This window comes from Paenibacillus sp. FSL H8-0260, assembly GCF_045040625.1.
Taxonomy (GTDB): Bacteria; Bacillota; Bacilli; order Paenibacillales; family Paenibacillaceae; genus Paenibacillus_AQ; species Paenibacillus_AQ odorifer.
This window is the reverse complement of the sequence record NZ_CP150298.1, coordinates 4,847,248-4,867,982: the sequence shown is the minus strand read 5'-3', so window position 1 is coordinate 4,867,982 and position 20,735 is coordinate 4,847,248. Positions and strand designations below refer to the sequence as shown.

Annotated in this window: 20 protein-coding genes; 17 read left to right on the top strand and 3 right to left on the bottom strand. The window is 46.0% G+C overall.

The features are described 5' to 3' along the window. Nucleotides 1-88 precede the first annotated feature (88 nt). Nucleotides 89-1,459 carry a dihydrolipoamide acetyltransferase family protein gene (locus MHI51_RS21730; protein ID WP_076184130.1) on the top strand — a complete coding sequence of 457 codons (1,371 nt, stop codon included), beginning with the start codon at nucleotides 89-91 and terminating at the stop codon, nucleotides 1,457-1,459. A 55-nt stretch (nucleotides 1,460-1,514) separates the two neighbouring features. Further along, nucleotides 1,515-2,234 (top strand): lipoyl(octanoyl) transferase LipB, encoded by a 720-nt coding sequence (gene lipB / locus MHI51_RS21725; RefSeq protein ID WP_076129489.1) that lies wholly within the window; start codon nucleotides 1,515-1,517, stop codon nucleotides 2,232-2,234. Between the two features lie 70 nt (nucleotides 2,235-2,304). Here lipB and prli42 read toward each other — a convergent pair whose 3' ends face one another. Then, nucleotides 2,305-2,406, bottom strand: a complete 102-nt coding sequence (prli42, locus tag MHI51_RS21720) for a stressosome-associated protein Prli42 (RefSeq protein WP_094872112.1) — start codon at nucleotides 2,404-2,406, stop codon at nucleotides 2,305-2,307. A gap of 94 nt (nucleotides 2,407-2,500) precedes the next feature. Between prli42 and MHI51_RS21715 the strand changes: the two genes are divergently transcribed. Then, the gene (locus MHI51_RS21715; protein WP_076129490.1) at nucleotides 2,501-3,628 is read left to right on the top strand and encodes a tripeptidase T; all 1,128 of its coding nucleotides are present in this window, start codon (nucleotides 2,501-2,503) and stop codon (nucleotides 3,626-3,628) included. 1,139 nt (nucleotides 3,629-4,767) lie between these two features. Here the strand turns inward: MHI51_RS21715 and MHI51_RS21710 are convergent. Next, on the bottom strand, nucleotides 4,768-4,941 hold the full coding sequence (locus tag MHI51_RS21710) for a hypothetical protein (RefSeq protein ID WP_162636775.1): 174 nt from the start codon (nucleotides 4,939-4,941) through the stop codon (nucleotides 4,768-4,770). A 77-nt stretch (nucleotides 4,942-5,018) separates the two neighbouring features. Between MHI51_RS21710 and MHI51_RS21705 the strand changes: the two genes are divergently transcribed. From MHI51_RS21705 to MHI51_RS21665, 9 genes are all read left to right on the top strand, one after another. Next, nucleotides 5,019-5,591: an NUDIX hydrolase gene (locus MHI51_RS21705; protein ID WP_076276680.1), complete on the top strand. Its 573-nt coding sequence runs from the start codon at nucleotides 5,019-5,021 to the stop codon at nucleotides 5,589-5,591. After that, complete coding sequence (locus tag MHI51_RS21700; RefSeq protein ID WP_312150532.1) at nucleotides 5,582-6,781, top strand: endonuclease Q family protein; 1,200 nt, start codon at nucleotides 5,582-5,584, stop codon at nucleotides 6,779-6,781. Before MHI51_RS21705 ends, MHI51_RS21700 begins: the two co-directional genes overlap by 10 nt. Before the next feature lie 82 nt (nucleotides 6,782-6,863). After that, nucleotides 6,864-7,514: a stage II sporulation protein M gene (gene spoIIM, locus MHI51_RS21695; protein WP_036676050.1), complete on the top strand. Its 651-nt coding sequence runs from the start codon at nucleotides 6,864-6,866 to the stop codon at nucleotides 7,512-7,514. Between the two features lie 90 nt (nucleotides 7,515-7,604). Beyond that, on the top strand, nucleotides 7,605-8,069 hold the full coding sequence (locus tag MHI51_RS21690) for a Fur family transcriptional regulator (RefSeq protein ID WP_036676051.1): 465 nt from the start codon (nucleotides 7,605-7,607) through the stop codon (nucleotides 8,067-8,069). A gap of 163 nt (nucleotides 8,070-8,232) precedes the next feature. Then, entirely contained in the window at nucleotides 8,233-8,466 is a 234-nt protein-coding gene (locus MHI51_RS21685) for a DUF4227 family protein (RefSeq protein WP_036676052.1), read from the top strand. A gap of 159 nt (nucleotides 8,467-8,625) precedes the next feature. After that, nucleotides 8,626-9,519 (top strand): site-specific tyrosine recombinase XerD, encoded by an 894-nt coding sequence (gene xerD / locus MHI51_RS21680; protein WP_076219664.1) that lies wholly within the window; start codon nucleotides 8,626-8,628, stop codon nucleotides 9,517-9,519. 242 nt (nucleotides 9,520-9,761) lie between these two features. Beyond that, entirely contained in the window at nucleotides 9,762-10,940 is a 1,179-nt protein-coding gene (deoB, locus tag MHI51_RS21675; protein WP_076129494.1) for a phosphopentomutase, read from the top strand. Between the two features lie 49 nt (nucleotides 10,941-10,989). Further along, nucleotides 10,990-11,808, top strand: coding sequence for a purine-nucleoside phosphorylase (locus MHI51_RS21670; protein WP_036676055.1), 819 nt, complete (start codon nucleotides 10,990-10,992; stop codon nucleotides 11,806-11,808). Nucleotides 11,809-11,969: 161 nt separating this feature from the next. After that, on the top strand, nucleotides 11,970-13,301 hold the full coding sequence (locus MHI51_RS21665; RefSeq protein WP_036676056.1) for a pyrimidine-nucleoside phosphorylase: 1,332 nt from the start codon (nucleotides 11,970-11,972) through the stop codon (nucleotides 13,299-13,301). 110 nt (nucleotides 13,302-13,411) lie between these two features. Here the strand turns inward: MHI51_RS21665 and MHI51_RS21660 are convergent, their stop codons facing one another. Beyond that, nucleotides 13,412-14,425 (bottom strand): serine hydrolase, encoded by a 1,014-nt coding sequence (locus MHI51_RS21660; RefSeq protein WP_076276684.1) that lies wholly within the window; start codon nucleotides 14,423-14,425, stop codon nucleotides 13,412-13,414. 374 nt (nucleotides 14,426-14,799) lie between these two features. Between MHI51_RS21660 and MHI51_RS21655 the strand changes: the two genes are divergently transcribed. From MHI51_RS21655 to MHI51_RS21635, 5 genes are all read left to right on the top strand, one after another. Beyond that, the gene (locus tag MHI51_RS21655; RefSeq protein ID WP_235219379.1) at nucleotides 14,800-15,936 is read left to right on the top strand and encodes a D-alanyl-D-alanine carboxypeptidase family protein; all 1,137 of its coding nucleotides are present in this window, start codon (nucleotides 14,800-14,802) and stop codon (nucleotides 15,934-15,936) included. A gap of 175 nt (nucleotides 15,937-16,111) precedes the next feature. Continuing rightward, the gene (spoIIAA, locus tag MHI51_RS21650) at nucleotides 16,112-16,465 is read left to right on the top strand and encodes an anti-sigma F factor antagonist (protein WP_036676057.1); all 354 of its coding nucleotides are present in this window, start codon (nucleotides 16,112-16,114) and stop codon (nucleotides 16,463-16,465) included. Further along, nucleotides 16,462-16,917, top strand: a complete 456-nt coding sequence (gene spoIIAB, locus MHI51_RS21645) for an anti-sigma F factor (RefSeq protein ID WP_036676058.1) — start codon at nucleotides 16,462-16,464, stop codon at nucleotides 16,915-16,917. The genes spoIIAA and spoIIAB overlap by 4 nt, the downstream gene beginning before the upstream one ends. 11 nt (nucleotides 16,918-16,928) lie before the next feature. Continuing rightward, on the top strand, nucleotides 16,929-17,684 hold the full coding sequence (gene sigF / locus MHI51_RS21640) for an RNA polymerase sporulation sigma factor SigF (protein WP_036676059.1): 756 nt from the start codon (nucleotides 16,929-16,931) through the stop codon (nucleotides 17,682-17,684). Nucleotides 17,685-17,780: 96 nt separating this feature from the next. Further along, nucleotides 17,781-20,711 carry a PAS domain S-box protein gene (locus MHI51_RS21635; protein ID WP_405173252.1) on the top strand — a complete coding sequence of 977 codons (2,931 nt, stop codon included), beginning with the start codon at nucleotides 17,781-17,783 and terminating at the stop codon, nucleotides 20,709-20,711. Nucleotides 20,712-20,735 lie beyond the last annotated feature (24 nt).

The following is a 20,735-nucleotide window of genomic DNA, read 5'->3' as shown; positions in this document are numbered from 1 at the left end:
AAACTTTAAGAATATGCTTACGAAGCAAGTTTTACTATGTAGTCTTTCTAAGAGTCAATGCTTCGTAAAACTTTTAAGGAGTGAAAAGATGTCTGACAACCAAAAGTTGACTGACGTGATCATGCCGCAGCTGGCGGAATCGCTAGTATCGGCGACGATCGGAAAATGGCTGAAGAAACCGGGCGATCCGGTAGAGCAATACGAACCAATATGTGAGCTTATTACAGATAAAGTAAATGCTGAATTACCTTCAACGATAGATGGAGTTATGGGTGAACTATTGGCGGAAGAAGGCCAGGTTGTCAATGTCGGCGAAGTCATTTGTCGTATAGCCGTGCCTGTGACTGCATCTGCTGCTGCAAACGTGACTAACACTAACACAGTTGCAGCTAATTCCTCTAATAATGCTGCAGGACAAAGTGCGACTTCAACTGCTGGCGATATGATGCGTGCACGCTATTCTCCTGCGGTACAGACTTTGGCTGCTGAACATAACATCGATCTGACTTTAGTTGCTGGTACTGGTATGGGTGGTCGGATTACCCGTAAGGATGTGCTGACTTTCCTCGAAAGCGGCGGAGCTAGATCTGCAGCTTCGATTTCTGCTAGCCAGCCTGCCCCAATGGCGTCACAACCGCCTGCTCCACAGTTCGTTCAAGCCCAAGAGAAGAAGGCAGAAGAGCCACTTCGCCATTCGGGTCTACATTTGAGCGAATCTCCTCGTATTCCAACAATTGAAGTTGAGGGTGGCAGAGGCAGCAGTTCTGAATACCTGATTGATGTAACGCCAATCCGAAATACAATTGCTACAAGAATGCGTCAAAGTGTCTCTGAGATTCCGCATGCTTGGACAATGATTGAGGTAGACGTGACTAATCTGGTCGCACTGCGCAATAAACATAAGGATGAGTTCAAGCGTAAAGAAGGTATCAATCTAACCTATCTGGCTTTCATGATGAAGGCTGTTGTGAGTGCGATTAAGGATTACCCGATTATGAACTCTGTCTGGGCTGTAGACAAAATTATTGTCAAACGTGATATCAATATCTCGTTAGCGGTAGGTACAGAAGATTCGGTTATCACTCCTGTGATTAAGAAGGCTGATCAGAAAAATGTCGCTGGGTTGGCTCGTGAGATTGATGAATTGGCACAAAAAACACGCGAAGGCAAACTGAGCCTGGAAGATTTGCAGGGAGGGACTTTCACTGTAAATAATACAGGCTCGTTTGGCTCCATTCTTTCTTATCCAATCATTAACTATCCACAGGCAGCGATTTTAACATTTGAATCGATTGTAAAAAGACCTGTGGTCATTAACGATATGATAGGTGTGCGATCAATGGCTAATATTTGTCTGTCGCTCGATCATCGGATTCTGGACGGAGTCATTTGTGGTCGTTTCTTGCAACGCGTCAAGGATAACATTGAAGGATATACCCCGGATACGAAACTTTACTAAAATAATAACGAGCCAAACTGTGCAGGCATGAGACTGAAAAAGGGGACCTGACGGTATGAATAATTCGGATATTCGTAAGCTGCAGATTTCATATGACCCTATTATGGAGTATGGGACGGCCTGGGAGCTGCAAAAAGAAAGTGTGCATGCCATTGATTCTGGCGAGCAGCCGGAGAGACTTATTCTTTTGCAGCATCCGCCTACCTATACTATTGGTTCACAAAATCATCCTGAACATCTTCTCTTGGATCAAAAGCAGCTCGAAGAAAAAGGAATCGCGCTGTTTGAAATCGATCGCGGAGGAGATATTACATATCACGGACCCGGTCAGCTTGTAGGTTATCCGATCCTTAAGCTCGGAGAAGATGGCAAAGTGGATTTGCATGGGTACTTGCGCAGTCTGGAGGCTGTTATTATTGATTATTTGGCATCCTACGGTATTGTCGGAGATCGTAAACCGGAGTACACCGGAGTATGGGTTGGCGATGAGAAGATCTGTGCTATTGGTGTGAAGTTTAATAAGAGTAAATTTAGAAGAGGTTTTATTACCAGTCATGGTTTTGCTTTTAACATTTCTGAGGGGATTGCGGCGCGCGGGTTTCAAGGGATTATTCCATGCGGGATCACCGATTTTGGGATAACTTCTCTAGAGGAATGTGCAGGTCGTCGATTTGAGCTTCAAGAGGTGGCTAGAGAGCTGGTTCCATATTTCTTGAAACATTTTCCATATAAAGAATTGATGGATACTTTCTGTGATATGGCAAAGGCTGATTAAGCACAAACGTGCAGGCCAAATAGCGGCAAGGTGTTCCTAGCCGCTATTATTAATGCTTCCTGAGCAATGTTTAACCTGCAAGGAACGGCTCGATAACCATAAATAGCGTAGAGGCAATCATGGCAAACAACATGACGTAGATGAAGATCTTGAACCATTTATTACGTTGCATGGGTAACTCCTTTAGATTTAGTTTAAGTTATTAACATGAAGATGGTAATGCCGTACAACCATTGTACCGTATTCACGAAAGAGAGGGAAGTCCAGTGATTTCACAAGACCGATTGATTCAGGAGTTTATGGAACTTGTCCAAGTTGATAGTGAAACAAGAAATGAACGGCAGATTGCCGATGTTCTTAAGAGTAAGTTTAACGAACTGGGTTTAGAAGTGCTCGAAGACGATTCCCAGGAAAGAACCGGACATGGAGCAGGTAATCTATTCATAACCTGGCCAGCTGAGAATGGAGGAGCTGCTCCAAAGCTTCTGTTCACTTGCCATATGGATACGGTTGTTCCCGGACAAAATATCAAGCCTACACTTGGTTCAGATGGATGGATTACAAGTGATGGCACTACGATTCTTGGAGCTGATGACAAAGCAGGGCTTGCGGCATTGTTCGAAGCCATTCGTGTGATCCAAGAGCAAAAGCTTCCGCATGGTCAGATTCAATTCGTGATTACAGCGGGTGAAGAATCTGGATTGCTGGGCGCACGTTCGATGGATCCAAGTAACTTGGATGCTGACTTCGGCTTTGCACTAGATTCCAATGGTGAAGTTGGAGCGATTGCGGTGGCAGCACCGACACAGGCTAAAATCACGATGCAAATCTTTGGAAAATCGGCTCATGCTGGCGTGAACCCAGAGGACGGCATCAGCGCAATTCAAGTCGCTAGCAAAGCGATTGCAGCCATGAAGCTGGGTCGTATTGATAACGAAACCACAGCGAATATTGGAAAGTTCGCTGGCGGCGGCCCAACGAATGTAGTGTGCGATCACGTCCAGCTGGATGCAGAAGCACGCAGTATTGTGCAGGAGAAGGTTGGCGATCAAATCGCTTCGATGCGCGAAGCACTCGAGACAACTGTGCGGGAATACGGCGCAGAATGCGAATTCCGCAGTGAAATCATCTACCCTGCTTTTAGCTTTAATGAACATGATCCGGTAGTGCAGCTTGCACAGCGGGCCATTACTTCTATGGGGCTTACTCCACGTCTATTCCACTCTGGCGGAGGTAGTGACGCTAACGTGTTCAACGGTCTAGATGTTCCGACTGTTAACCTTGCAGTGGGTTATGAACATATCCATACTACCAAGGAACGGATTAAAGCCGAAGATATCGTTAAAGTGGCTGAACTCGTTGTGAATATTGTAAAAGAGAGCGTAAAGGGCTAACCACCTTATAAAACAGCAGAGCAGCGATTCTACCGTAACGGAGGATTGCTGCTCTGTATTTTTTTTATGGGGAGTTTAGTGCAGCTATATTTAGGGTAATCCCAAAAAAAGTCATGCGACCTCTAATGCCGCTTTTGGCGAGTCTCGAAGTAGAAATTTCCGGAATGCCCGGATGCCACCCCTCTCTTGAGGCTAAAGGAACCAGATGACGCTATAAGCCAAATTATCGCCATTTGAGCAGAGTAACGGACACCAGCGCAGCTATTCCATAAGAAGAGTAGCATATAGTGTGTTTTTCGTGCTGATAGCGTCACTGGGGTCCGATAGCATAGCAAAAGTGCGGAAAAGGTGTGTTTAAGGTCAACTGAGTCCGAAAGCGCGAGTCACTTCCGATGTCAGAAAGCGATAATGCCAAGTCCGCCCCCTCTTTTTGAGGCGAAAGGACCCAGATGACGTTATAAGCCAAATTATCGCCATTTGAGCAGAGTTCCGGACACGAGCGCAGCTATTCCTTAAGGAGAGGAGCATATAGTGTGTTTTTCGTGCTGATAGCGTCACTGGGGTCCGATAGCATCGTAAAAGTGGGGAAAAGGTGTGTTTAAGGGCAACTGAGTCCGATAGCGCGAGTCACTTCCGATGTCAGAGAGCGATAATGCTAAGTCCGTCCCCTCTCTTGAGGCGAAAGGACCCATATGACGCTAAAAGCAAATTAATCGCCATTTGAGCAGAGTAACGGACACCAGCGCAGCTATTCCATAAGAAGAGTAGCATATAGTGTGTTTTTCGTGCTGATAGCGTCACTGGGGTCCGATAGCATAGCAAAAGTGCGGAAAAGGTGTGTTTAAGGTCAACTGAGTCCGAAAGCGTACAAAGGTAGGCGCAATAGTAACCTAATCAAACAACTTGTGCTAGATGCCAGCATCGTGAGCGATCAACAAGTTGTGTCTGACGCCAGCATCGTAAGCCCATTAGTTGCTTAATCAATCAACCTTTGCCCAATACCAGCGGCCTAAGCGCAATTCCCCCTAATCGGGGCGACGCAAAAAGACTGGGGTGCCCCAGTAGCCATTTCATGGCTTTTGAGACACCCCTATAGTTGTGTGAACATGTATGGCTAAGTCCCAAAGGAGAGGATGAATTCATCCTGCCTTGGACGGAAGAATTGCGGATTGATCGTGCAGGGAAAGAATGTATGCCAAGGGCATATCGCGCCCATACTGCTGGATCCATCCAGCCAAGATGGCCTTTATTTCCTCCGGCTTACCTACCATCATCACTGCGGATGAGCTTGTACGGCTGAAGATTTCATTCATCTGAAATTCCTTCTTTCCCTTTAAGTTTGCTATAATACACCGTATGCACAATAGAGAAAAAGGAGACCAGAAACTTTATGGGAGAACAACATTTGAACAGCAAACCCGAGCTTGATGAAGTGACATTGTCTACACAGCCTGTTTTTGATGGGAAGATTATATCTTTGCAGGTGGACACAGTGAGACTGCCTGATGGAAATACTGCGACACGTGAAGTTGTGAAGCATCCCGGCGCCGTAGCGGTGCTTGCTTTAAACAACAACAAAATGCTTGTTGTAGAGCAATACCGTCAGCCCATGCAACGCACTGAGGTAGAAATTCCGGCTGGGAAGCTGGATAAAGGTGAAGATCCATTAGTTGCGGCTGGTCGTGAACTTCAGGAAGAGACTGGATTTCACAGTGGAGATCTGAAATTGCTTAAATCTTTCTATACTTCTCCCGGCTTCGCCGATGAGATTATTCATTTGTATGTGACTACTAACGCTCAACCAGGGGACATGTCACTGGACGAGGATGAATTTCTAGAGGTTTCGGAGCTTACCCTGGAGGAAGCGTATCAATATATGGCTGACGGGCGCATCGCGGATGCAAAAACGATGATGGCAGTGTACGCTTGGCATCTATACACGCTGACAGGCCAATGGAATTAACAACTGAACTGAAGAGTTTCTATTGCGATTTGCATGTTCATATTGGGCGAACGTCGGAAGGTCAGGCTGTCAAAATTAGCGGCAGCCGCGAGCTTACCTTTGCGGGAATTGCCAAAGAAGCTGCAGAGCGCAAAGGACTAGAAATGATCGGTATTATAGATAGTCATTCACCTGGCGTCCTGCGGGATATTCAGCGGTCTTTGGAATCTGGAGAGATGACATTAGCTGAAGGTGGAGGCATTGCTTACCGAGGGACTACGATCATTCTGGGAACAGAGATTGAAATCCGCGAGCCTGGGCGAAAAGAGTGCCATGTGCTCGCTTACATGCCGGACGTGGAACGCATGACTGACTTTAGTGCGTGGATGAGCCGCTATATGCGGAACGTGAATCTAAGTTCCCAACGCCTGTATGCTCCGGCTAGGGAGCTTCAGGATGAGATTTACGGCCGGGGAGGCATTCTTATCCCTGCACATATTTTCACGCCTCACAAGGGCTTGTACGGCTGTGCTGCCGAGCGTATGGCGGACATCTTTGATCTGGACCGCATAGCTGCGGTTGAACTTGGGCTGAGTGCAGATTCCGAAATGGCTGGATATCTCTCTGAGCTGGATAATTTCACGTTTCTAACCAACTCAGATGCGCATTCACTGGGTAAGTTAGGGCGTGAGTATAATGTGATGGAGCTGGCACAGCCTTCGTTCGCTGAACTGCGGCTTGCACTGGAACGTAAAGATGGGCGGAAGGTAAGTGCTAATTTCGGACTTAATCCGCGGCTTGGCAAATACCACCGGAGCTATTGCGGGGGCTGTGGCAGTATTATTGATGAGGCTTATGTCAACTCGGATCGTTGCCAATATTGCGGCAGTCTTAAGCTGGTTAGAGGTGTCTTCGACCGGATCCTAGATATTGCGGACCGCAAGACGCCGTTAGTGCCTGCTGACCGTCCACCCTATCATTATCAGGTTCCGCTTGAATTTATCCCGGGGTTAGGGAAGGCGAAGATGAACGCGTTACTGCAAGCGTTTGGAACTGAGATGAACATTTTACATGGTTGTGGTGAAGCGGAAATTGCCAGCGTTGTAGGTGCGGATCTGGCGTCGATGATCGTCCAGGCCCGCTCTGGAATTTTGGAGCTATCAGCAGGCGGTGGCGGGACGTACGGTAAAGTGGTTCAGCCCAGAAAGTAGAGTCATTACCTGAAGGACAAGTCATATCGCGGGACGTTTTCTCATATGGTGTAACATGTAACCGGAAAGGGGAACGTCCCAAATGCGTAATTTACGGCTGATGATGAAGGAACAGACGCCTCTGTATATTTTTGTCGGCGTATTATTTCTGGTAGGTGTTGTATTTGGAGCTCTTATCGTTAGTGCGCTTACGATGGATCAGCAGCAGGAGCTGGGGGATTATCTGGGGAATTTCTTTGTTACGGTTGATCAGCAAGGTCTGCCCGCCGCACCTGATTCGTACTGGAGTATAGCGGCCTTGAATCTGAAATGGATCGGACTGATCTGGATTCTTGGGTTGTCGGTCATTGGGCTGCCGGGAATTTTGATTCTTGATTTTTTAAAAGGGGTACTGATTGGTTTTACGGTTGGCTGTCTGGTCAGTCAATATTCTTGGCATGGGATGTTGTTCGCGTTAGTCTCTGTGGCTCCACATAATCTGGTGCTGATCCCTGTGTTGCTGGTTAGCAGTGCAGCTGCGATAGCTTTTTCCTTGCAGATGATCCGCAGCCGGGTGATGGGACAGCGCCGGACGCCAGTGACTCGTCCTTTTACCATGTACACTATATTGTCATTTGTGATGGCGCTTTTGATCCTGGGTATTTCATGTTTTGAGACCTGGGTTACACCAACCATGATGCGTTGGGTCACGCCTTCACTTGTACAAGCGGTGACGACCTTGACTGTGCAGTAAAAGCGTTTGACTTCTGAAAGCGACACCCCCTATAATGGAAGAAGTGGTTTGAAGACCGGTGCGGTAATTATCCAAGGGGGAGGGAGACAGGTGGAAGCACGGATAGACAAGATTAAGCAACAGTTACAATCCCAAGGATACAAGCTTACACCCCAACGGGAAGCGACCTTAAGAGTGCTGCTGGAGAATGAGGAAGATCATCTTAGCGCGGAAGACGTATTTATGCTCGTGAAGGAGAAAGCTCCCGAGATCGGTCTTGCGACTGTGTATCGTACCCTCGAACTTCTCAGTGAGCTTCATGTCGTAGAAAAGATCAATTTCGGCGACGGTGTAGCCCGGTATGATTTGCGAACAGATACTGCGAAGCATCATCATCATCACTTAATTTGTGTGCAATGCGGCAGTATGGATGAGATTCGCGAGGATTGGCTCGGTCCGCTGGAAGAGCGACTGGAGAAAGAGTTTAATTTCACAGTGCTTGATCATAGACTTGATTTCCATGGAATTTGCTACCGCTGTACTGATAAGAACAATACAGACGGAAATCCATCCTAAAGTTATCTTATATTAAGAATTAACTTCACAAGTCCTCCCCGGTTCCTATACCGGAGGGGGCTTTTTAAATGATTAGTCTATTAGAGCCATACATATCAGCCTTTTTTGGAGCATAAAATGAAGGACGAGCAGAATTCATTTATATGTAATAGGAGGCGTCCTTATGATTGTTTCTGTGCCCAAAACAGTGCGTAAGCTGTATTTTATGATCATGTTTGTGGCTCTAAGCTATTTACTCTACTATGCTATGAGCTGGCTAGGGGAATGGCTCAGTCCGATAGAGAACTATGGAATTCCTGAAGGTACCGCTGTTCGGGCATTTGATCACGCCGAGGTTGGTGATGATGGTCTGGATGCGCGGCAGCGCTTGCGTTTCTATTACTGGTTCGGAGAATGAAAGCTCCGCAGGAAGCAGGAACAAGCGAGAAGAATGTCGAAGAAAGCTAGGGTGGATTTATGCAGAGTAAGCGTTGTGTACACATCTGCTAAAGCCTCATGCTGAATGTGCTGCAGGAAGACACTAAGAGTAGCTGCGCCAGGACAGGAGCGTGAAATAATGAAGTCACACTTGCAGCCTTTTTTACATTATTTGTCCGGAGATAAAGGCTTGTCCCCGAATACACTGGAATCTTACGGTAGGGATGTATCGCAGTTTCTAGAGTTTGCTGAAGAGCGGGGGGTTAAACAGCCTGAAGAAATCAGAAGATCTCATGTGATGTTATATCTTGGCTCCTTACGCGGAGCGGGAAGAGCCACTGCAACGCTCAACAGAAACGCGGTGTCCCTGCGGGCCTTTTTTCATTATTTGCTGAAGGAACGTTTAATTGAGCAGGATCCAACACTGGACATGGAAACCATGAAGCCCGATAAGAAGCCACCTATGGTGCTTGCGGTTTCGGAGGTTGAGCGGCTGCTAGCTGCTCCAGATGTGAGTACAGCACAAGGGATGCGCGATAAGGCTATGCTGGAATTGCTCTACGCAACGGGGATAAAGGTTTCTGAATTAATTTCTCTTAACGTAGACGATGTGCATACAGACATGAAGTTTGCGCGCTGTACAGGGACTTCGGGCAAGGAACGAGTGGTTCCCATTGGAACCATTGCTGCAGAGAGTGTAGCAGCTTACATTTCTCTTATGCGGGACAAGCTGCTTCGTGATCATCAGGAGGAGCCGGCCATGTTCCTGAATAGCCTAGGTGGGCGTTTAACCCGCCAGGGGTTCTGGAAAATCATAAAAAAATACGCTCGGGAAGCAAACATTGAGCAGGATATTACACCGCATACGCTTAGGCATTCCTTTGCCGCCCATTTACTGGAAGGTGGAGCGGATTTGCGTTCCGTACAACAAATGCTGGGTCATGCTGATATTTCGACGACTCAGATTTATAACGGTATCGCGCGTAAGAATATGAAGGAAGTATATGAGAGCCATCATCCCAGAGCTCGCTGATCATGCTTCAAAGATGCTTTTTGTGAGTAAGATAGTTATGATGGAATCATACTTATAGGATAGAATGGGGAATGGGTAATTTTCCACAGGTTATCCTTTGGCAGAAACGGATACCTGACAGGCGATACATTGTATCGCTAGCTACGGAAGCGTCTGACTTCCGGGAGAAGGTACAGCCGTTTCTTCTTGTTGGTGCAAACGAATGAACGAACGATCTATATTAAAAAAGGAGTGAAGACAATATGTCCTCATTTAAACGAATTGGTTTTATTGTTTTGGATAGTGTAGGTATCGGAGAAGCTCCAGATGCTGCGAATTTTGGTGATGCAGGGTCGCATACGCTTGGCCATATTTTGAACCGTGTTCCCGGATTAAAACTGCCTAACCTTCAGCAGTTAGGATTAGCTAATATTGCTCCGCTGCCGCCACTTGAACCTGTAGCTTCACCAACTGGATATTATGGCAAGATGCAGGAAGTATCTGTAGGTAAGGATACGATGACCGGGCACTGGGAGCTGATGGGGCTGAAAATTGAGGTTCCATTCAATACGTATCCGGATGGATTTCCGGCAGAATTGATTGAGAAATTCGAAGCAGCAACTGGCCGGAAAGTGATCGGTAATAAACCGGCTTCCGGTACGGAAATTTTAGTTGAATATGGCGAAGAGCAGATGAAGACCGGAGCTTGGATTGTGTACACCTCTGCGGACAGTGTATTCCAGCTTGCGGCACATGAAGATATCATTCCACTGGAAGAGCTATACAGCGCGTGTAAAATCGCCCGTGAGCTAACTATGGCTCCTGAATTCTCCGTAGGGCGCGTTATTGCTCGTCCATATGTTGGCGAACCAGGAAAGTTCGTACGGACCTCGAATCGCCATGATTATGCCGTGAAACCACCGGAACCAACGGTAATGAATTCGCTGGCTGATATCGGAAAAGATGTTATCGCGGTAGGAAAGATCAACGATATTTTCACAGGTGAAGGGGTTACAGCTTCTTACCCTACGAAGAGCAATGAACATGGTATCGAAGTTACCATTGAGCAGCTTCGCCAACCGTTCAACGGGTTGCTGTTCACGAATCTGGTGGATTTTGACTCTTTATATGGACACCGCCGCGATCCGGAAGGATACGGTCATGCACTGGAAGTATTCGATCAGGCGCTGCCTGAAATTCTATCCACGCTTGGTGAAGATGACCTGTTGATTATTTCAGCAGATCATGGGAATGATCCAATCCATAGTGGAACAGATCATACTCGTGAATATGTGCCGCTGCTTATTTACAGCCCACGCCTTAAGCATCCAGATAGCTTGGGTATTCGTGAGACCTTCTCGGATGTTGCTGCAACCATTGCTGATAATTTCGGTGCGAAGGCGCCGCAGTATGGGACAAGCTTTTTAGCGAAACTGCAATAAAAGAATGTGGGTTGCGCCACAACATTCATTAAGGAGGATCATCCATAGCATGTTAACTCAAAAAGAAATTCAAGAAGCAGCCATTTATATAAAAGACAAATGTCCGGTGGCTCCGGAAATTGGATTGATCCTTGGTTCAGGACTCGGTGTGCTTGCAGATCTGATCACCGATGGAATCAGCATTCCATATGATGAGATTCCTCACTTCCCTGTGTCCACTGTAGAAGGGCATGAGGGAGAACTGCTGATCGGTATGATTGAAGGACGCCGTGTCGTGATGATGAAGGGCCGCTTTCATATGTATGAGGGTTATGGACCGGAGGTTACGGCATTCCCTGTTCGGGTTATGAAAGAACTTGGTATAGCCAGCCTATTAGTAACTAATGCTGCTGGTGGAGTGAACACAGATTTCACGCCGGGCGATCTTATGCTCCTTACGGATCATCTGAATATGACGGGACGGAACCCGTTAATAGGACCTAATGATCCTGCACTGGGCGTGCGCTTCCCGGATATGTCAACCGCTTATAGCCGCCGCCTGATCAAGGTAGCGAAGGAAACGGCAGCGCAGCAGAATTTCGAATTCAAAGAAGGCGTATATGCAGGTCTGCTGGGACCTTGCTACGAAACACCTGCTGAAATCGTAATGCTTCGTCATCTAGGGGCTGACGCTGTGGGCATGTCTACTGTGTCGGAAACCATTGTTGCCCGGCATGCAGGTATCGAGGTATTGGGTATCTCCTGTATTACTAACATGGCTGCGGGAATTCTGGATCAACCGCTCAACCATGAAGAGGTTATGGAAACTGCAGATCGTGTGCGTGAGCGTTTCCTGAAGCTGGTGTTGGGCTTTATTCCGAAAATGTAATTTCGGGTACTGCATTATGAATTTTTGGGAGGTCCAATCTATGACACAAGTGAATGAGCTTGAGCCATTGACGTTTGAACAGATAATGAAGGTAACTAATTTGACTAGACCAAAATTTATCGGACTTGCTCGCGCAATTGTCCGTGAAGTGCAGGTGTAATATGAGAGCTGTCGATATTATTCAGAAAAAAAGAGATGGTGGAGAGCTGAGTCGTGAGGAAATTTCCTTTTTAATACAGGGCTACAGTAAAGGTGAAGTGCCTGATTATCAGCTCTCTGCATGGGCAATGGCTGTTTATTTTCAAGGCATGAACGCGCGGGAGACCGGCGATTTAACGATGGAAATGGCGATGTCCGGCGATCAAGTAGATCTTAGTCCAATCGCAGGTATTAAAGTCGATAAACACTCCACAGGCGGAGTGGGCGATAAAACAACTGTAGTACTGGCACCCTTGGTAGCTTCTGCTGGAGTACCGGTAGCGAAGATGTCCGGCCGTGGACTTGGGCACACTGGAGGCACGCTCGATAAGCTGGAGTCCATCAGTGGTTTCTCTATCGAGATGGCTCGTGAGCGTTTCTTTGACCAAGTAGGGGAGATCGGGGCTGCCGTGATCGGCCAGTCGGGTAACATTACACCCGCAGACAAAAAGCTGTACGCCCTTCGGGATGTAACTGCAACAGTTGAATCCATCCCCCTTATTGCAAGCTCTGTGATGAGCAAGAAGATTGCAGCAGGTGCGGATGCGATCGTGTTGGATGTCAAAACAGGCAGCGGTGCTTTTATGAAGACGCTGGATGATTCTATAGCACTCGCTCAGGCGATGGTTGACATTGGAACGCATCTGGGTCGCAATACCGTTGCGATTATCAGTGATATGGACCAGCCGCTTGGTTACGGGATCGGAAATGCGTTGGAAATTAAGGAAGGAATCGAGACCTTGAAGGGTCACGGTCCGAAGGATCTGCAGGAGGTCTGTCTTATTCTGGGTAGCCAGATGCTTGTTCTTGGCGGCAAAGCCAAGGATGAAGCGGAGGCACGTTCGATTCTTATGACGCATATTGAAGATGGCAGTGCGCTAGAGAAGTTCAAACAAATCGTGAAGGCACAAGGTGGAGATGTATCGCAAATTGATTCTCCGGAGAAGCTCCCTACGGCTAAGCGATTCATTGAAGTGAAAGCAAAAACCAAAGGGTTCATAGAAGGGATTCAGGCCGAGGAAATTGGCGTTGCGGCTATGCTGCTTGGAGCTGGACGTGAAACTAAGGAATCCGTAATCGATCTGGCTGTGGGAATTCAACTTTCTAAAAAGGTTGGAGATGCTGTAGAGATCGGTGAGACGCTTGCAGTCTTGCATATCAATGATGCCAGTGAGAAGAAAGTAGAGGAAGCTGAAGGTAAGGTGTTAGAAGCCTACCGTATCACTTCTGAACCTGTTCCTGCCCAACCTCTGGTATTTGCGCTTGTTACTAAAGATGGAGTAACACGGTACTAGCCTAGGCAATATAAATATTGTCATGGCTATGGCCTTAAACAAACAACAAAGCAGCGATCCTCCCATAACGGGAAGGTCGCTGCTTTGCGTTTTGCTCAATGGTGCAATATTTATAACTGATTATTAATCTTATTGAATATCTGCGAAGCCCCGCTGCTTGTATTACATAATACGACCACAGTCTCGCCACTAGCTGGATAGATAGCCGACCGGAAGGAAACACCGGGATCATAGCCCATAATGTGAAATTTGAACACTTTTTCTTCGCGGAGGGTAATCCATACACCATAACCATAATAGCCTTCGCCATCCACATGTACATGGGGAGTAAGCAATAATGAAGTGAGTACTGGACTCAATAATGTATGGTTCATTAACCCGCTCCAGAATAGCTGCATGTCGGGGGCAGTGACGAAAGCTCCACCGTCAGCGCCTCCTTTTACCGGGATTGAGTAGATGTTGGTTCTCCAGTTTCCGTTCTCTTCCTCTATGTATCCTAGTGCACAGTTGGCAGGTAAGGCATCTAACGTAAAGTAACCGGATTGCTCCATTCCGCAAGGCTTAAAGATGTGATGCTCTACATAATCGGAAAAAGTCATTCCACTCAATTCCTCCACCAGAAGGCCTAGCACGATATAGCCGGCATTGTTGTAGTGGAAACGTTCGCCAGGAGTCCACATCATGGGAAGGGTTCGGAACATCGGCACAAAATTCTCAAGCTGTCGCAAGGTGTACATAGGCCGTGCCTTCCACAGGTCCTCGAAATCATCCATAATTGTTTCATCAAAATAATCCGGAATACCAGAGCTATGCGTTAGCAGCTGATGAATGGTGATGTTGGGACTAAAGAGAGGAAAATCTACTTTTTTAAGATAATCTATTAGTCTACTTTCAAAAGAAATCAATCCCTGATCGACCAGCTGGCAGACAGCGATCGCGGTAAATATTTTACACCCGGAAGCAATGCCGAACCGAGTATGAATATTGTTTTCGCGCTTATCCGACTTATTGGCATAACCGTAACAACTGCTGATGACTTCTTTATCAGGTTGTTGTACCAGCACTACACCAGAGAAATTGTTCTGTTTAGCTTCTGCTTCAATACAATCTGCAAGGTGGTTCATCTGTATATTCACTCCTCTATAAGCAGTTAAGTTCTTAAATACCATTCGTTAAAATATTCCAATTTCCTTTAAAGGGAGGTTAAATGAGTACGGAAAAATTGGAAATACTTAAAAATTGAATTAACTTTTGATCTCCCCTATAATAAAAATGCTCTGCAACTGCTGCTGGGCTTTTTTTTATTGACAACATCATTACTTCTTGCGATAAATTATTATAGTTATTTACTTGGAAATGGAATAATTTCCACCCTTTCTGACGAAACTGGAACACAGTACCTGTGATATGAAGGTTAACGTTCAGGAGGGGAACCATTGTGAGAAAAATGCGTTTTGCTGTGCTTGTGCTCTGTATCGTTGTGTCGGTTCTAGGACCGATGTCAGGTGCTTATGCTGAGGAAAAAAGCAAGGATTCTGGCAGTAATGCTGCCGCTGTAGATCTTGCGCCTGGTGCGCGTTCTGCGATTTTGATGGATGCAGGCACTGGCACTATTATTTATGAAAAGAACAGCCATGATAAGCTGCCTCCCGCAAGTATTACGAAGATTATGACGATGCTGCTTACGGTGGAAGCACTGGATGAAGGAAGACTGCAACTGACGGATAAGGTGCGCACGAGTGAATATGCCGCATCGATGGGCGGATCGCAAATTTTCCTGGAGCCTGGTGAAGAAATGTCGGTGGATGAGATGCTCAAAGGCATCGCTATGGCCTCCGGTAATGATGCATCTGTGGCAATGGCAGAGAAAATAGCGGGTTCGGAGAGCGCTTTTGTCGATCTGATGAATAAAAGAGCGGAAGAGCTGGGTCTGAAAGATACCCACTTTGCCAATTGCAACGGTCTTCCAGCTGCTAATCACTATTCCTCAGCCTACGATATTGCGGTAATTAGCCGGGAGCTTTTAAAGCATGATAGAATTATCAAATATACCGGTTCCTATCAGGATTATCTGCGTAAGGATTCCACCAAACCATTCTGGTTGGTAAACACGAACAAGCTTGTACGTTTCTATACAGGCGCTGATGGACTGAAAACAGGATATACCGCTGAAGCAAAATTCTGCTTATCCGCTACGGCTGCAAGAGACGGTCTGCGTGCTGTTGCTGTTGTGCTGGGTGAGCCGAACACGAAGACACGTAACAGTGAAGTGTCGGGCATGTTTGACTATCTCTTTTCGCAATATAAGATCCACACTATTCACAAAGAAGGGGACGCTATCGGTACCCTTAAGATTGAGAAGGGTGTGAAGTCCGAGCTGCCGATTACGGCGAAAGAGACGTATAGTGTTCTTTTGAAAAAAGGTGTGACCCAAGAAGGCATTCGTCACGAACTAGTACTTCCAGAAAGCGTGAAGGCACCAGTGGCTGAAGGCCAGTCCATAGGCAAGCTGGTTGTCTACCAAGGAACCCAAGTGATTAAAGAGTATGAACTTAAAGCAGGGGAAGCTGTGGCAAAAGCAGGCTGGTGGAAGCTCTTTAAACGTACAACAGGCTCGATGTTCGGCATGGATTAAAAAGAGCTTTTTTGTAGATTGCGCCCATGTGCTTTGTAGATTCATAGGGGTTTTCTTCTAGTTTTGTCGTGAGGCAGGATTCCTGATTTGCCACGTAGAAACCTTGTCCTTGAAGAGAATAGGTACTGTCTCTTAAGGCCAAGTTTTCAAAGCAACGAAGAGGAGAGTGGCAAGCATGAATTCTAATGTGGAAATGGAGCATCACAGGGGTGTGCTGATTGTCCGTTTATCTGGGGAACTCGATCATCATGCCGCCGATTTTGTAAGAATGGATATGGATGAAGCGATTATGCGGGGTCAGGTATCGCATTTGATCCTTAGTCTTAAGCATCTGCAGTTTATGGACAGTTCGGGTCTCGGCGTAATTCTGGGAAGGTATAAACTGATCCATAGTAAAGGCGGCAAAATGGTGGTGTGTGATGCAACGGCACCTGTGAAGCGACTTCTGGAAATGTCAGGCCTGTTCAAGATCATGCCCCTATATGACGACGAGAGCACTGCACTCTCGGATTTGGAGGTTGCGTTATGACAAATGGTAAGGCTGGTAACTTCATGAACGTGCAGTTCGCTGCACTCTCGGAGAACGAATCATTCGCGCGTGTAGTTGTAGCGGCGTTCGTTTCTAGGCTTGATCCTACAATGGACGAACTGAATGATCTGAAGACAGTCGTGTCGGAGGCGGTCACCAATTGTATTATTCATGGGTATGATAGTGATCCGGAAGGTATTGTGACTATTTCAGCTTCGCTGGACAACGAAACGGTACATTTAACCATTGAGGATCAGGGACGGGGCATTGAGGATTTGGAGCTGGCACAACAGCCGCTATATACCTCAAAGCCAGAGCTGGAGCGGTCGGGCATGGGCTTTACCATTATGGAGAATTTCATGGATGAATTTGAAGTCACTAGTGAACCGGGACACGGCACTTCGATCTCAATGAAGAAAACCATCGTTTCGAAAAAAGCTTTATACAATTAGGGGTTGGAGCCATGGATGCAGAGTCAAAAAAAGCTCCGCCGACCTATTTGGACGATGCGGAGGTCAAACGTCTTATCGCGCTCAGTCAGGCCGGAGATAATCTTGCCCGAGACACACTAGTTAGCTGCAATATCCGGTTGGTCTGGTCGGTAGTGCAGCGGTTTATGAACCGCGGGTATGAACCTGACGATTTGTTCCAGATCGGTTGCATCGGGCTCTTGAAGTCCGTTGATAAGTTCGATCTCAGCTATGAGGTCAAATTCTCCACTTATGCCGTGCCGATGATCATCGGCGAGATTCAGCGTTTCCTTCGCGACGATGGAACCTTGAAAGTTAGCCGTTCTCTTAAGGAGATGGCTAATAAGGTCCGCAAGATGAAGGATGAAATGTCTAAGACGCTGGACCGTCTGCCTACCATCGGTGAAGTTGCTGAGGCACTGGGAGTTACCCCTGAAGAAGTGGTATTTGCTCAGGAAGCTAACAAGCCACCGACCTCGATTCATGAGACTGTGTTCGAGAATGATGGCGACCCGATCACACTGATTGATCAAATCGCTGACGAATCACAGGAACGCTGGTTTGATAAGCTGGCACTGAATGAGGCTATCGGAGGTCTCAGCGAGCGTGAACGGCTGATTGTTTATCTTCGGTATTACCGTGACCAAACGCAGTCAGAGGTTGCCAGTCGCCTTGGGATTTCTCAAGTGCAGGTATCCCGGCTGGAGAAGAAAATATTGCAGAATATCCGCGAGCAGATTGCTCAGTAGATAATGGCTAAAATGTAAAGACGCTTGCGAAATAGCGAATAGGAAGAAAAAGCCGCCCCGAAAAGGGGGGGCTTTTTATGTGGAGGGAATCTCAATATGCATTCACTTGGCGACAAGGATATGACCTCATGGTCTATTGACATGGAAGCGAATTTGCTGACAATGTCGAATGTTTTGGAGAAATGGGTGGACTGTTCAGATCATACTTTAACGCATAACCCCAATTTTTTACGTGAATATGTGTACGGTGAGGATCTTGAACGGTTTGATGCGTATATAGATAAATTATACTCTGGTCACCTATGTAATCTTGAGTATCGTATGCAGTTACCTGCAAAAGCGCTGAAGTGGGTTCAAAGTATAGGCACGCCCGTTTTTAATCAAGAGCATAAGGTTTGTCGAATAGATGGCGTCATCATAGATATCACGGAACAAAAAAATGCTCAAGCCCAGTTAGAGAGTAGCTTTTCTCTGTATCAGCAGATGTTTGCTGCGATCGATGTGGCGATTTGGTCATACGACTACGTATCACGGAAAATGTTATTCATATCGGATGCCATTCTCAATATCACGGGATATTCAGCAGAACAGGCGAAGGAAGATGACTTTTGGCTAAGAATTGCTCCTAAAGAAGAGCGGCCTTTAATTCAAGAGATTATAACTACAGTGGGGCAAGGAATAAGCAATCTCAGTGAATATCAGATCATCCATGCCAGCGGTGAACTCCGATGGGTCCAAGTCAGGATCATTCCCAGTATGGATGAGACAGGGGCAGTGGTACGGCTCAATGGGATCTTAATCGACCATACGGAAAAAAAGCAGATGCAAGAGGTTCTATTAAAAAGTGAGCAGCGCTACAAATCCCTGTTTGACCATAATCCAGATATCGTGTGTGAATTGGATCTGCAGGGCAGCATTGTGGCTATCAATCCAGCGGCAGAGCAAATTACTGGCGAAGCTTTTAATAGATTCGGAGAGAACTTATCCATTGTGAATTTATTTGGCGCAGAGAATTCGCATATGATGTCTGATTATTTTGATAAAACGGTTGGCGGAGTTCTGCAGCATTATACGGTTACTTCTGTCCGCGAGAATGGATTAGTTAACCATTGGTCGATGAAAAACATCCCTGCACATGAAAACAATCAAATTGTGGGTACCTTTGTTATCGCAAGAGATACCACTGCATCTGTGGAGGTAGAAAAGCGGCTGGCTCAGCGGGAGGCGGAGTACAGGCTTATTACAGAGAATATGGAGGATATGATTGGGGTTCTGGATCAGCAAGGGAACTTCATTATTGCTTCGTCCTCTTGTGAGAAAATTATTGGTCTTCCTGTAGGTTCAATAAAGAACACAACTATTTTGGAGTATATTCATCCTGATGAACAAGAAGTGTTGCGGGAACAGATCTTGGATATTTTTCGGACAAAAGTATGTAAGATGTTTTACAATCGGTTTATTCACATCAAAGGTCACATTATAGACCTGGAATGCTTGGGTACACCTGTTCTTGGTGAGGATGGAGAAGTAGTTAGTATTGTGATCGTAGCGAGAGACATTACAAAAAGGGTCCAGATGGAGAGTGAACTTAGAGAAAGCGAGGAACTCAATCGGCTGCTTATTGATATGTCACCTGAAGCGGTAGTACTCCATAGTGAATATAAATTCCTTTATGTGAATTTTTCCTGTTTAGGATTGTTTGGAGTTTGCAGTGAGGATCAATTGATTGGCACCTCTATTTTTAATTGGGCCCACCCGGACTATATAACGCTGGCTAGAGATCGGATGCGTGAAATCTATTATGGACCCAATCGGATATTAGCTCCTGTTGAACAAAAGGTCGTGCGGTCAGATGGATCTATTATCGATGTAGAAGTAACAGCTAGCTCAATTCTATACAAGGGTAAGGTTGCATGTATCTCTATCTTTAGGGATATCAGTGATCGGAAAAAAATTGAGGTGGAAAGACAGCTCACAGAGCAGATCATTCGGAACAGCGAGGAAAGGTATTTCAACTTACAGATGAGTCTTGATCAATTCTCACAAGATTTGTTTGGTGCGATGAAGATCAGTCACATGGAACAACGATTACTAAAAGAAGTTAGAGAGGTCTTACGGGTTACCAATATTTGTATGATTGAAGTTGAAGATAACCATGATAAAATATGCGAGATTATTGAGACCGAGCGGGGCTATTCACTGAAGATCGGAGAGTTCCGAAGAAAAAGCTATATTCTATCCATTAATGAGAAGTCTATTTTATTAGAAATAAGTTCTGTTCGAGTGTGGCTGAAGACGATTACCCGTTATGTTAGTGTGCTATTTGATAATTTTTTGCTCATAGAAGATCTAACTAAGGACCTTGAGTTAGCGGCTTCCGAGCAAGCTCCGACATGGTTGCTGCGCTTTATGTTTAATTTATCCGAGAATGAACGCAAACGGCTGGCTCAAGATTTACATGATTCAGCACTTCAAGAACAGATCATCTGGTATCGTAAGCTTGATAATTTTTTAAGTGATAAATCCGTTACGGGGGAACTAAAGGAACAGCTAGAACAGATCACAGAAGGTTTACTCGATGTTATCTACGAACTGCGGATGATCTGCAATGAGCTTAGGCCACCAGCATTAATCAATGAGGGGCTTGCTTCCTCACTTGAGACGTTGTTTGAATTTGCTCAGCTGCGGAACGACTATCAGATTTATTTTGAGTCAAACGCTTTCAGGCATAAGTTAAAAGACGAGATTTTAATAGGTCTGTACCGTATTGTGCAGGAACTTTTGGCTAATGCAGCTAAACATTCCTGTGCCACAGAAGTACGTATCTCCTTAGCTAGTGAAGGGCAACAGGTGCTTTTGGATTATGAAGATAACGGAATTGGAATGAGCCTTTTAGGAGAGGATTCTCTTAAGAGCATGGGGATTTATGGGATGAAAGAAAGGGTTCGCAGTATGGATGGGACCATACGATTTCTTTCGCCAGAGAATAAGGGATTAGCTGTCTTTATATCCATACCTGCAGATTAATCATGGGGCATAATAAGGGGATAG